This window comes from Synechococcus sp. RC10B2 (genome assembly GCF_047502635.1).
In genome coordinates this window covers 20,744-32,087 of record NZ_JANSHO010000008.1, presented here as the reverse complement: position 1 = coordinate 32,087, position 11,344 = coordinate 20,744, and the positions used below count along the sequence as shown (strand labels likewise).

The 11,344-nt window shown below is 58.6% G+C and carries 11 protein-coding genes, 1 tRNA gene and 1 pseudogene; 6 read left to right on the top strand and 7 right to left on the bottom strand.

Annotated elements, in window-relative coordinates; translation table 11 throughout:
- Positions 1-168: 168 nt before the first annotated feature.
- The 3 genes from NW855_RS01465 to zds all read right to left on the bottom strand — a co-directional run bounded on the left by NW855_RS01465 (position 169) and on the right by zds (position 3,583).
- A complete protein-coding gene (locus tag NW855_RS01465) occupies positions 169-879 on the bottom strand; it encodes a class I SAM-dependent methyltransferase (RefSeq protein WP_011429562.1) in 711 nt (236 codons plus the stop codon).
- Between the two features lie 49 nt (positions 880-928).
- A complete protein-coding gene (locus NW855_RS01460; protein ID WP_414508273.1) occupies positions 929-1,870 on the bottom strand; it encodes a sugar phosphate nucleotidyltransferase in 942 nt (313 codons plus the stop codon).
- Between the two features lie 234 nt (positions 1,871-2,104).
- Entirely contained in the window at positions 2,105-3,583 is a 1,479-nt protein-coding gene (gene zds, locus NW855_RS01455; RefSeq protein ID WP_414402317.1) for a 9,9'-di-cis-zeta-carotene desaturase, read from the bottom strand.
- Positions 3,584-3,722: 139 nt separating this feature from the next.
- Between zds and NW855_RS01450 the strand changes: the two genes are divergently transcribed.
- A tRNA-Gly gene (locus NW855_RS01450) sits at positions 3,723-3,794 on the top strand.
- A 48-nt stretch (positions 3,795-3,842) separates the two neighbouring features.
- Here NW855_RS01450 and NW855_RS01445 read toward each other — a convergent pair.
- From NW855_RS01445 to NW855_RS01435, 3 genes are all read right to left on the bottom strand, one after another.
- Entirely contained in the window at positions 3,843-4,577 is a 735-nt protein-coding gene (locus tag NW855_RS01445) for a D-alanyl-D-alanine carboxypeptidase family protein (RefSeq protein WP_414389884.1), read from the bottom strand.
- A gap of 39 nt (positions 4,578-4,616) precedes the next feature.
- The gene (locus NW855_RS01440; RefSeq protein WP_011429567.1) at positions 4,617-5,054 is read right to left on the bottom strand and encodes a peroxiredoxin; all 438 of its coding nucleotides are present in this window, start codon (positions 5,052-5,054) and stop codon (positions 4,617-4,619) included.
- 70 nt (positions 5,055-5,124) lie between these two features.
- A complete protein-coding gene (locus tag NW855_RS01435; protein ID WP_011429568.1) occupies positions 5,125-5,748 on the bottom strand; it encodes an HD domain-containing protein in 624 nt (207 codons plus the stop codon).
- Between the two features lie 553 nt (positions 5,749-6,301).
- Between NW855_RS01435 and NW855_RS01430 the strand changes: the two are divergent.
- The 4 genes and pseudogenes from NW855_RS01430 to NW855_RS01415 form a co-directional block, all read left to right on the top strand.
- Positions 6,302-6,434 (top strand): annotated as a pseudogene (locus NW855_RS01430) (IS200/IS605 family transposase); the annotation flags it as partial.
- Positions 6,435-7,540: 1,106 nt separating this feature from the next.
- Positions 7,541-8,920, top strand: a complete 1,380-nt coding sequence (gene mgtE, locus NW855_RS01425; protein WP_414508272.1) for a magnesium transporter — start codon at positions 7,541-7,543, stop codon at positions 8,918-8,920.
- 104 nt (positions 8,921-9,024) lie between these two features.
- Positions 9,025-9,222, top strand: a complete 198-nt coding sequence (locus NW855_RS01420; protein ID WP_099812376.1) for a hypothetical protein — start codon at positions 9,025-9,027, stop codon at positions 9,220-9,222.
- A 34-nt stretch (positions 9,223-9,256) separates the two neighbouring features.
- Complete coding sequence (locus NW855_RS01415; protein ID WP_011429571.1) at positions 9,257-9,958, top strand: MgtC/SapB family protein; 702 nt, start codon at positions 9,257-9,259, stop codon at positions 9,956-9,958.
- A 201-nt stretch (positions 9,959-10,159) separates the two neighbouring features.
- Here the strand turns inward: NW855_RS01415 and NW855_RS01410 are convergent, their stop codons facing one another.
- Positions 10,160-10,771 (bottom strand): TMEM165/GDT1 family protein, encoded by a 612-nt coding sequence (locus NW855_RS01410; protein ID WP_414508271.1) that lies wholly within the window; start codon positions 10,769-10,771, stop codon positions 10,160-10,162.
- 416 nt (positions 10,772-11,187) lie between these two features.
- On the opposite strand from NW855_RS01410, the gene NW855_RS01405 reads away from it, so the two are divergent.
- Positions 11,188-11,310 carry a hypothetical protein gene (locus NW855_RS01405; RefSeq protein ID WP_041438124.1) on the top strand — a complete coding sequence of 41 codons (123 nt, stop codon included), beginning with the start codon at positions 11,188-11,190 and terminating at the stop codon, positions 11,308-11,310.
- Positions 11,311-11,344 lie beyond the last annotated feature (34 nt).

Below are 11,344 nucleotides of genomic sequence, written 5' to 3'. Positions count from 1 at the left end.
AAGTTGGTTTGCTAAGTGCTGCTATTGTACCCCTTGAGCCCTTAACAGGCTGTAGGAGTTTTCCCATCTTATAAGGGTGGGGGAGAGAGCACCGACTTTGGAAAGCCAATCCTCCGGGCAAGCTACCTCGTGGAAGGGGAAAGCCCCCCTCTTCAAAGGGAGAGGAGGTCACTGCTTGCGCTGAATCCAATAGGTGGTAAATAGCTCGCCACTGGCCTGTTTCTGGATTTTGCCCCCCAAGTCGGCGATGCGCCGCTCCCACTCCTGTAGGGGCGTGAGAATCGGCTCGCTGCCTTTGAAGAGCTCAATCAACCCCCACTGTTCGGCCCACACCGACTCAGGATTGACCACTTCGATAATCACTGGCGCAGCCGGACGCAACACCCGCCTCAGTTCTGCCCAAACCGCGTCAAAGTAGTCTATCGGGTAGTAGTACAAAAATCCTGTAGCAATGGCCAGATCGAACTGCTCTGGCCCGTAGTTTTCCAGGTGATGGGCGGATCCCTGCTGCATCGACTTGAACAGCTTGGAGTTAAGCTGCGGTGCCCGCGAGCGCACAAAGCGCACGATCCCCCCGCTCAGCTCATGGCCGTAAAAGTAGGCCTGCCAATCGTTCCAGGGATAGGTCAGGAAACTCACTCCACAGCCCAGATCCAAGCAGGCTTCCCGCTTTTTGGGGGCGCGCAATTGCCAAAAGGGGATCCCCAGGCGTTCCTGGAGGTGATCCCGCTTTTGGGCTTGCCAAAAGGGCAACTGTTCCAGGTCGGGGGGAAGCTGCCAACTGGCCCGACCCAACTGCACCTCCAGCTCCCGGTTGAAGCGGGCGGCTACGGCGGCAAGATAGGGATCCCAGCGTTCCCCGCTTTGCGGTAGCTCCATCTTTGGCCGGCTCTGTTGTGGAGGCTTGGGCGCTTAACTGGCCTTTAACCTAGACTACCAGGAGGCCCGGCCCATAGGCCCCCGGCTGCAGGGATCCATTGACCCAACTGTAGCTGCCGAGGATGGTGCCGGCGGGGACTTGAGCTTGGGAGCCCAAGCGCGTGTAAGCGCCGATGTAGCAGGGCGCGTGCAATTGAACGTCAGGGTGGATCTCGGCGGTCTTGTGAACCCATACCCCTGGCGCCCGTTCTTCCACATCCTCGAGAGGGAAATCCCTCATCCGGCTCAGGAGAATGTCCAGTTGGCCGTGGTAGTAGCTGGCCGGCGTGCCCAGATCCCGCCAGTAGCCAGTGTGCAGGTAGGCTTGCAGCCGTCGCCCCTGCCGCAGCAAGTCGGGGAAGATACGCCGCTCGAAGCTGAGGGGATCCCCGCTGGGGTAGTCTTTGAAAATAGCCGGATCGAGGACATAGGTACCAGCGTTGATGGTGTTGGTGGTGAGGGCTTCGGCAGCAGTGGGCTTTTCCCGAAAGGATTGGATCCGGCCCCCTTCCCCTACCTCCACCAGGCCGTAGGCGGTGACGTCCTCCACCTGGGCGAGGGTGAGGGTGGCGACGGCCCCGCTCTGCAGGTGGCAGTGTATCAAATCTAATAAATCCAGATCGGTGAGGATATCGGCATTGAAGACCACTAAGGGATCCCCGCTGAAGTAGGGTTGGGCCAGCACCAAAGCTCCCGCTGTATCTAGCGGCGTCTCCTCGACGACGTAGCGGAGCTTTACCCCCCAAGCAGTGCCATCTCCCAGAGCCGCCTCGATCTGTCTGCCCAGATACCCCACGCTGAGCAAAATGTCCGTCAGGCCGGCCCGGCGGCAGCGCCCGATCAGCCAGTGTAAAAAAGGCACCTCTAGCAACGGCAGCAGAGGCTTCGGTTGCCACAAGGTCAGCGGCCGTAAGCGAGTTCCTTGCCCCCCTGCCAAAATCACCGCCTGCATAGCTATCCCCAACCCTACTTCTTCCCCGCATAGTAAGGAAAAAGAGCTCGGCCCGCCAGAGTCAATTCGCTGAGGGGGAGATGGCCGCTCAGGTGCAGATGGGGGGCAAACGGGCAGCCGGTTCCGCCCCGCTAAAACCGCCTGCCGCGCTTGGCGTGTCCCTGCCATAGGCCGGTGAAGAGAAAGGGGCCGCAAGGGATCGCCTCCAACCTCCCCTAGCGGGCATTGGCGTTTTTACGGTGCTCTACCTGCTGCAATCTTCACCGACTGCCCCGACGTCTGGGGATCCCGGCAGGCGGCCAGGATGGCCTGGGCGGCCAGGTGGCCGGAGAGGGTAGCCCCTTCCATGCTGTCGATATAGTCTTGGGCGGTGTAGCTGCCGGCAAAGAAGAAGTTGGGCACGGGGGTCTTCTGGTGCGGGCGATAGGGATCCATGCCTGGCGCTTCTCGGTAGAGGGAGTGGGCCAGCTTGACGACGCTGTACCAGGTCATGTTCAGTTGCCGCGACGAAGGAAACAGCTCGTGCACTTGGCGCAGCACGTGCCGGGCAATTTGTTCGTTGGACATGGAGATGAAGGGATCCCCCGGCGTGAGCACACACTGCAGCAGGGATCCCTGGCCGGGTTTGTAGTAGTCGGCGGGGCTGGTGAGAGCCAGATCGGCAAAGCAGGAGAAATCGGCATCGGGGGTGTAGAGGAGGTTGTCGATGCCAACTGGCTGCGGGTGGTCAGCGGCGCGTTTGGCCCGGCCCTTCAGCTCCGTCACCCAGCCGTCGAAGCGCAATTGCACCGTTGCCACGGGTACGGATTCCAGCTTGTAGAGGTTGTCGAACTGGGGCCACTGCCGCCACACCTGGGGGATCAGCCGTTTCGCCCCTTCCACGGCTGTTGCACACACGTACACATCCGCTTCCACCCGCTCGCCATTGGCCAAGACCAGACCGGTTACTGCGTAGGGAGGAGAGTCGCTGACTTCAATGCGGCTGACCCCTCTGCGGGTGTAAACCTGGCCGCCGCGGGCTTGCAGGTAGCGGACGATGGGCTGGGTGAGGTAGTTGTCCGGGGATCCCTTGAGGAGGTTGAGCTTGGAGGCATCGGTTTTGCTGGCAAACATCTGAAAAATGGTCAGCATGCAGCGGGCGGAAATCTGCTCCGTATCGATGAAGCCCAGGGCATAGGCAATCGGGTTCCACATCCGCTTCAGGCTGGCCTCGGATCCCCCGTGGCGGCGGAACCACTCGGCAAAGCTCATCCGATCCAAAGCGCGAATCTGCCGCATCGCCCCCTCGTAGTCCAGCAGGCCGCGAATCAGAGGGCTGGTGCCCAGCGCCAGGGCGTTGCGCAGCTTATCGGCCCAAGAGAGCTGCTCGGTGGCAAAAAAAGCCTTGAGGCCGTTGAAGGGCGCCCCTAGCGGGAAGCGAAAATCGAGGCTGGCCACCTGCCCCCCGCGGTTGACAAAGGTGTGGGTGTGTTGCTTGGGCAGCAGGTTCTCGTAGGCCCCCACCTTCTTCATCAGGGCAAACAGGTTGCTGTAGTTGCAGAAAAAAACGTGCAGCCCCATCTCGATGTGGTTGCCCTCGGCATCCTGCCAGGAGCCCACCTTGCCGCCCACAAAGGGCCGCGCCTCGTAGATCTGCACCTGGTGCCCCGCTTCCACCAAATCCACCCCTGTGACCAAGCCGGCCAACCCGGCCCCGATAATGGCTACCCGCATCGTGATCCCCTCAAATGAGCTCAGCCAAAGGCTGAGGCAACTGCAAAGAAAGATAAACTTCTCTCATTCTGGAACAAAATGCGCCAGGGATCCCTGGCTTGACAAACGACCGCAAAACTTGCCATGATAGATGTCCGATGCGGATGTAGCTCAGTGGTAGAGCTTCTCGTTGCCAACGAGACGGTCGCGCGTTCGAATCGCGTCATCCGCTTTTCGATCCCTCACCCCCGTCTCCTCTCCCAAGGGGAGAGGGGAGGTGTTAGCGCTTGTAGAAGGTCTCCAGGCTGTGGCGGTCGCCCACAAAGCGCCAGTGCCAAGGTTCGTAGTTCACCCCCTGCGGATTGTTTCTGGGGAAAGACAGCTCAAAGCCAAAACGGGCGGCATTTCTCTCCAGCCACCGGAAGGCAGGGGTGGTCTCAAAGGCTTCTTGAGTGTCCCACTGAGGAAACTGGGCATCGCCAATATCAATGGCGTAGCCGGTGTGGTGCTCGCTGTAGCCGGGGGGAGCGCTGAGCGCAGCCCGTTCTTCCGGTCGCAAGGCTCGCGATTGGGCCAGTTGAAAAAACAAAAACTCCTGCTCCGCTATCGAGCGAAACCCAGAGATAGGGACAAGGCGGATCCCGTCGGCTTGGGCTGCTTCACTCATGCGCAGGTAGCTCTCGGCAGCCGCCTGGCGCAGGCGCACCTCTCGACCGTGGTAGCTGCCCACCACCCGTAGGCTATCTGCGGGGGCCTCGGAATAGGCATAGTGCCCCAGCAGCGAGACCCGCTCATTCTGCTCAGTTGGCTGCGCCAGAGGGGGCTGACCGGCTTTTTCGAGGACTGGGGAATCTGCTGGGGATCCCGCCAATCTCTCCAGCCACCACGCCATCCAGAGCAGCAAGCCAACTATGGCCAGCCCTACGCCCAGCCACAGGCCCCACGAAGCTGAGGAACCTTGCGCTTTTTCCGCACCAGATGGCTGGCGACGCGCAACCGGAATGTCGTCGTTCATGCGCAAGGGCTGGGATCTCAGAGAGGAACCGAAGAGATTTTACAAACCCAAGTCGGCCAAAATATCGCGGGCGTGGGTTTCGGTGTTGATGTTCTGATAGACCTTGGCAATTTTGCCCTCGGCGTCGATGACGTAGGTCACCCGCTTGGCGTAGCCGCCTCCATCCACATCGTAGGCGCGGGCGATCACCCCACTGGTATCCACCAGCAGAGGGAAAGGCAAGTTGTACTTCTCGGCAAACTTTTGGTGAGAGGCCTGGTCGTCCATGCTCACCCCCAACACCACCACGTTTTTGCTTTGATAATCAGCGTAGGCGTCGCGGAAGCCGCAGGCCTCTTTGGTGCAGCCAGGGGTGTCGTCTTTAGGGTAAAAGTAGAGGACAACGGTTTTCCCGGTAAAATCAGCCAGAGAAACTTGGTTGCCGTGGGTGTCGGTCGTGTTGAACCCTGGAGCAACGGTGCCAACAGCGAGAACCATAGACAGGTGACCTGAAGAGTGCAAGAGAGAAAGCTGCCCTCAGCATTTTCTTCAGCCCTGGTCGTCTCTGTCAAGCTGTTGCCGGCCCCGACCCGGCTGCCCGTTGCAACTCGACCACCAGCTCTTGGAACTCCACTGCCAGCCTAGAAGGCAGCCGTCGCCCCAGGATCTCCGCCAGCGACCGGTAGTACCACAGGGATCCCTCTTTGCCGCCGGAGAAGCGCTCCCAGAGCTGATCCCCCAGTTGGCGAAAGTCGCGTAGGATGCAGCGGACGTTGTGCAGCTTGTCGGAGGCGGCCACCAGCAAAACCGAGGCATCTGCGGTTTCCAAGTGCTTGAGATAGGCCACTTTGCGCTCTTTCCAGTCTTCTTTGGGCTCGCCCAGGGAGCTATCGCTGTCGGTGTCCGTGCATCCCAGGACGATCTGCAGCACCCGTTCTCCGAAGTGCTCCCGCAGCTCCCGTTCAATCTGAGCCCGCGGCTCGCCGCTGTAGCGGGGGCCATCCTCCAGGCTGTCGTGGAGGAGGGCAGCAATGGCCTCATCTTCGTCGGCGCCATGCTCCAGGGCGATGGACGCCACCGCCAGCAGGTGGCTGAGGTAGGGGATCCTTGTTCCCTTGCGGGTTTGAGCGGCATGCCAGCGGTAGGCGTAGCGCATGGCCTCGGCAAACCGCGGCGTCAACTGGGTAGACATAGGTATCTCTCCGGTCGAGGTTGGCAGTTGAGGGGATTGGTATTGGTAGGAAATCGTATCCAGAAAGCGTCTATTCCAAACCAAGCTTTGACCTGGTTGCCGAGCGGCACTCTGACTTTTGCTTCTTGGAACTTAAGCCACTTTTTCGGGTATGCTACTGAGAACATCCCCTTCTTACGGTAGCGCGGCAGGTTTGGTCTTAAACTCATTCCTTCTTGCCAGGAGAGCCTCAGCTTTTTCTTAGAGCTACTGAGTGCCTCAGCTACAGACTTACACGTCTGTTGTGCGGCGGAAACATACATTGCGATAAAGTGCTTGTTTTGGGTTCTGGCCATCTCAGCACAAAGCTCACCATAGCTTGCCCATCGCTTCGTTTTGAAATAGACTTGTCTCGCATAGTACAAAGCACAGTTGTACACCTTATTAGACTGTTGACACAAGTACTCTAATAGGGGGACTAGCTCCCTGTTCCTGACTCGAACCTGCTGACAGCCGTACTCCATCATTGTTGGCAAGCGGCATGACAACCGCAGTCTGACATGGGCAAGCGATAGTGCGAGAGGAAAGTCAACGGTACAATCACTACAACCATGGTGTGGGGCTAGCGGTTGTTTATCTTATTTTTTGGCCAAAGAGTAAGGAAAGAGGTCTTGGTGGGAGAAGTCAGGAAGAGGTTGTTTGAGCTATGAAACTATATCAACGACCCCCATCATGGGTAAGCGACTAAAGTGGCTAGCGGGCTTTTCCGCCCTGCACTCAAGTGCGGGGCTACCAAGCTATCCTTTTGTGTGCAGGTGGGGACTGGCCCGCAGGGCCTGGATCACCGGAGCCAGCTCGATGGCTGCGGGCCGCGTACCCAAGATCACAGAAACCAGGGGAAGGGTGGCCATAGGCTCATGGGCAGCGGCACCTGTAGAGGCTGGAAAGAGCTGATCCACTCCGCGCAGCTCATTGGGGTGAGCCTCTTAAAAACACAGGCAGCATAGGGCAGCGTTTTCCCAAGGTCACAAGCTGCCAGGATGGGGACTCTACTCAGTCAGGCTGCGAGCAGAACCCGGAAGAGGTTGTGCTCTCTTGTTCGCTTACCCCGATCTTAACTCCCCATCTGCTCCGCTGATCGTTCACCGAATATGCCAGAAAAAGGTTGACGGGATCCCCTTCCTGCAACTAGCCTAAAAAGGGCTGAAGAGATCCTCTTCTGGCTGTCCGGGTTGTTTCGCTTAACCTTTTTGGAGGAAAACGTTCAACAGCATGGACGCTTCCGGTAGTTGTAGCGCCAGCCACCAGTGGATGGTCTTCGAGGAGCACGTTCTTGAAGACTGGGCTCTTACTGGTGTCTTCCTTTTCCCCGCTGACAGCTTCTGTCGTCGCTTGAGAGGATCCCGTTTCGCCAACGCGAAGGGGTGGGAGAGTTTTCCCGGCTAGCTTTTGACTTGGGTGGCTCTCTCAGTCGGCGACGAACAGATGAGCTGAGCAGAGCCTTACCTGAGCAATGGGTTTGTACAGCCCTGTTCAGAAAAGGGGAGATCAGGAGTAATTCCGAGGGGATTCCCCTTGACTTTCCCGTTGTGGGTTTTGGGGTTTCCGCAGGCCTGGGGATCCCTTGGAGTCCCTTTTATCGGCTTGGGCGCTTGCGATCCAAGCTGGGCTTGGAGGCCTGGCGCTAGACCTACGGCTTGCTGCGCGGCCATCCAAGGGTTTCAGGGCTTCCCTGTGAGCCTTGGAGCACCGGTTGGCTGTTGACCTCCTGGTTCTCTTCATCCCGGCTGACCCCAACGTTCGGAGGTTTATCATGCGGCACAACATTCTTCGCGATCTCCTAACCCCTGCTTCCTTGGAAGCCGCCAAGCGAGCGGCCAACCGCGCCCCTATTGCCGAGCTGGTGCAGCAGTTGATGGAGATTTCTCCGCGGCAGCGGGTACTGGCTTTTCGGTTGCTGGAAAAAGACAAGGCCATGGCGGTATTTGAGTATTTGCGGCCTGAAGAACAGGCCGATCTCATCCGCAGCATGGAAAACCCAGAGGTGATCCGGCTGGTGGAAGCATTACCCCCAGACGAGCGGGTGCGCCTGTTTGAGGAGCTGCCGGCCAAAGTTACCAAGCGGCTGATCGCCAACCTCAGCCCAGAAGCCCGCGAAGCTGTGAATATCCTGCTGAACTACCCGGAGCGCAGTGCCGGTCGGCTGATGAACCTGCGCTACTTGGCGGTGCGCGATACCCTCACCGTCGGGGCAGCTTTGGCCAGTGTGCGCGACTCCCAACTGGGGGATGACGAGCTGGATGTGATCTTTGTGGTCGATGACCAGCGGTTCTACAAAGGTCTGGTGCGCACCGTGCGGCTGGTGAAGGCGGATCCCGACCTACCGATTCGGGAGCTGATTGAAGGGGTTGATACTGTGGCGCGGGTTACCGACCGGGATCTCCAGGCAGCTCGTTTGCTCAAAGATTCCGGCTTGCCGGCCATTCCGGTGGTCGACAGTGAAGGACGCTTGGTGGGAGATATCACCTTTGAAGATGTCATCAACTTGGTGGAAGAGGAGGCCACCGATGCGGCTTTGGCCCAAGCAGGGGTGGGCAACTTGCTCAGCCGAGACAAGGTTTGGAGCGAGCGCCTGGTTAAAGGCTCCCGTTGGTATGCCGTCCGTTTGCGCATCACTTTCTTGATCATCACCCTGATCGGCGGCATGTTGGTGGGGGGAGTGATCCAAACCTTTGAGGAAGTGTTGCAAGCAGTAACGGCAGCGGCTATTTTCATCCCCTTGGTCATGGATATGGGCGGCAATGTCGGTACCCAATCTACGACCATCTTTGCCCGTGGCTTGGCTTGGGGCCACATCAACGTGCGGCAGTTTCTCCCCTATTTGCTGCGGGAAGCCAGCATTGGTGGCATTATCGGTGCGATCCTGGGGGCCACGGCTGGGGTGATTGCCTACTTCTGGCAGGGGGCACCGAATGGGATCCCACAATTGGGTCTAGCGGTGGGCTTGGCTCTGGCCATTGTCCTCACTTTGGGGGCTATCTTGGGCGCCATTTTGCCCTGGGTGATGTTAAAGCTGGGCTTTGACCACGCTCCGGGAGCGGATCCTTTTATCACCACCATTAAAGACTTCACCGGCCTCTGGGTGTATTTCACCTTGGTAGCTTGGCTGGTCGGCGTTGAAGTCGAGTTCTGAGGCTGCTCTCTTCGCCTTGCAGTCCAACTTTGGCTCCCAGGCTACCCCCGGCCTGGGGGAGCTGGATTCAGATTGAATCCGATTATTCGTTCAGGAGGTGTGCCATGACTTTGAAAGCTCCTTCCACCACAGCTCAGTTCCGGTTGCTGCTGCAGCGCTACGCCCATCGAGTCAGCATAACCTGCGCTTTAGAAACGGGTGGTAAGCTGGCCCCAGAAGTGGCCTTTGCTCAACTGGAAACCCTCTGGCAGGCTCTGGAACAGGAGGCCAAAGCCCTGGGGATCCCAGATGTGGCCGGCTAGCCCTCACTCCTCCACGGCAACTGGAGCATGCCCTATGACCTGGATTGACTTCACCTTCCGCCTAACGGTTGCCTTTATCTTGGGATCCCTTATCGGGCTGGAGCGCCAGTGGCGGCAGCGCATGGCCGGCCTGCGCACCAACACCTTGGTGGCCACTGGCGCAGCCTTGTTTGTCATGCTCTCAGTGCTCACCCCTGATGAAAGCAGTCCAACTCGCATTGCCGCCCAGGTGGTGTCGGGGATCGGCTTTTTGGCCGGGGGCGTGATCCTCAAAGAGGGGGCCAGCGTGCGCGGCTTGAACACCGCTGCCACCATCTGGTGTGCAGCAGCCGTAGGGGCTTTTGCCGGATCAGGGTACATTCCCCAAGCCACCATTGGGGCAGGAGCCGTGTTGATCGCCAACATTCTGCTGCGCCCCCTGGGCTACCGCATCAACCAACAGCCCCTCAAAGGCACGGAGCTGGAACTGGTCTATGAGTGTTCATTTATCTGCAAAAGCCATGCGGAAGCCCACCTGCGCGCCCTGCTGCTGCAGGGCATAGCGCCCACCCATCTCAAATTGCGAGCCCTCTACAGCGAAGACCTAGAAGACAAACCCGACCTGGTCAAAGTTGAAGCGGAGCTGGTCACCCAAACCCGCGACGACCAGGCTCTAGAACTTGTCGTCAGCCGCCTCAGCCTGGAGCCAGGAGTGATTACTGCCAGATGGCGAATTATCGAACAGGAATTTGGATAATCCGAACTTTTTTTCCGACTTCATGGGAGTTCTGCAGCCAAAAGGCAGAATGTGCCCAGCTCAACAAAGAGCGGACCTTCGCGCCATGAAGCGAGAGGAGATTTTGCAGTCCAAGCGGGAGCAGCTCCTACGGGTATGGTTGTTTCAAACCCGATTAAGACGCTCCTCCAGTGCTCGGCTCCACTGATGCAACGAGCTGTTTCATTGCTCTTTGAAATAACTACAGTTGTTTTCCCAACTGGTTACCAACGCAAACAGCAGAAACAAGCCGCCCCCCACCCAATGCACGGCCCGTTCAGAGATGTGGGCTGCTAAGAAGCGACCGCCCACCACCGCCAACCCCACCATCAGCCCATGGCCGAGGGTGGCCCCTGCCCAGACACTCAATCCCGGGTGGGTGGCTGCCAAGGAAACGGTGGCAATCTGGGTTTTGTCCCCGAACTCGGCCAAGGCGGTCAGGCTAAAGGCCTCCCACACAACAGCCCAAGCCCCGCCGCGGCCAGCGCCTTTTGCTTCGGCTTGCTCCACCAGCCTGAGGGCTTCTTCCTCTTCTTCCTTCTCCTGCTGGGGAGTCATTTGGTAAGCTTGCCAGAGCATTCTTAGCCCAAAAGCCGCGAAAACTCCAGCCGATAGCACTCGCACGCCCAGGGGTGGCAGCAGCTCAAAAAGCACTTTCCCGGCCACCACAGCCAGCAAGGTCATCGCGGCCAAAGCCAGCCACGTTCCCAAGAAGACCCAGCGGCGTGGGTGCCGCATAGCCAGAATCAGGGGGGTAAAAAAGGTCTTATCCCCAAACTCAGCTACTGTGACCAACAACAAACTGGACGCAAAACCGGCCCACATCGTTTAGCCTCCAACCTCTCTTGTGTGCAGAATCGGTTCACACCTGGAGGCGAAGGCTGGGAAAGTCAGACGGACTCACCAAGCTCACCTCCGCGTGAACTCAGTGAAAGTCTCGTCACCAAGGCAAGACGATGGGCTTGCCTTGTCTCTGGCACCGGGCTGCTTTTAGCCAGTATGTCGATGCAGAGGGCGGTAAGCCGCCTGACTACTCCCTTTCTAGCCTGAATGGTAGCATGCTCAGCTCATCCAGGAAAGCTCTCCGTTCGCGCCCGTAGGCCTTTGGGATCCCTGCCTTGCCGATGTTGATGCTGCTTCCCACAAGAGGGCTATGCAGGAGAGACAGGCTATCATGGTTACGGTTCAGGAGGAAATCAGGAGAAGGCCACGTGGATGCAAAGCTAGTCTTGGTGGGGGTTGCTTTTGCCCTCTCTTTGGCAAGTTTTTACTTCGGCACCCGCAACGGCTTTTACGACACCGATAAATATCACGGCAACGGCTCTGCCCACTAGGGCCAAGGGGGGAGCGATTCTGAATAGTTCCTTC

Excerpts from the sequence above, each read along its gene's own strand:
- NW855_RS01465 (WP_011429562.1), bottom strand. The coding sequence starts at position 879 with ATGGAGCTACCGCAAAGCGGGGAACGCTGGGATCCCTATCTTGCCGCC.
- NW855_RS01460 (WP_414508273.1), bottom strand. The coding sequence starts at position 1,870 with ATGCAGGCGGTGATTTTGGCAGGGGGGCAAGGAACTCGCTTACGGCCG.
- zds (WP_414402317.1), bottom strand. The coding sequence starts at position 3,583 with ATGCGGGTAGCCATTATCGGGGCCGGGTTGGCCGGCTTGGTCACAGGG.
- NW855_RS01445 (WP_414389884.1), bottom strand. The coding sequence starts at position 4,577 with ATGAACGACGACATTCCGGTTGCGCGTCGCCAGCCATCTGGTGCGGAA.
- NW855_RS01440 (WP_011429567.1), bottom strand. The coding sequence starts at position 5,054 with ATGGTTCTCGCTGTTGGCACCGTTGCTCCAGGGTTCAACACGACCGAC.
- NW855_RS01435 (WP_011429568.1), bottom strand. The coding sequence starts at position 5,748 with ATGTCTACCCAGTTGACGCCGCGGTTTGCCGAGGCCATGCGCTACGCC.
- mgtE (WP_414508272.1), top strand. The coding sequence starts at position 7,541 with ATGCGGCACAACATTCTTCGCGATCTCCTAACCCCTGCTTCCTTGGAA.
- NW855_RS01420 (WP_099812376.1), top strand. The coding sequence starts at position 9,025 with ATGACTTTGAAAGCTCCTTCCACCACAGCTCAGTTCCGGTTGCTGCTG.
- NW855_RS01415 (WP_011429571.1), top strand. The coding sequence starts at position 9,257 with ATGACCTGGATTGACTTCACCTTCCGCCTAACGGTTGCCTTTATCTTG.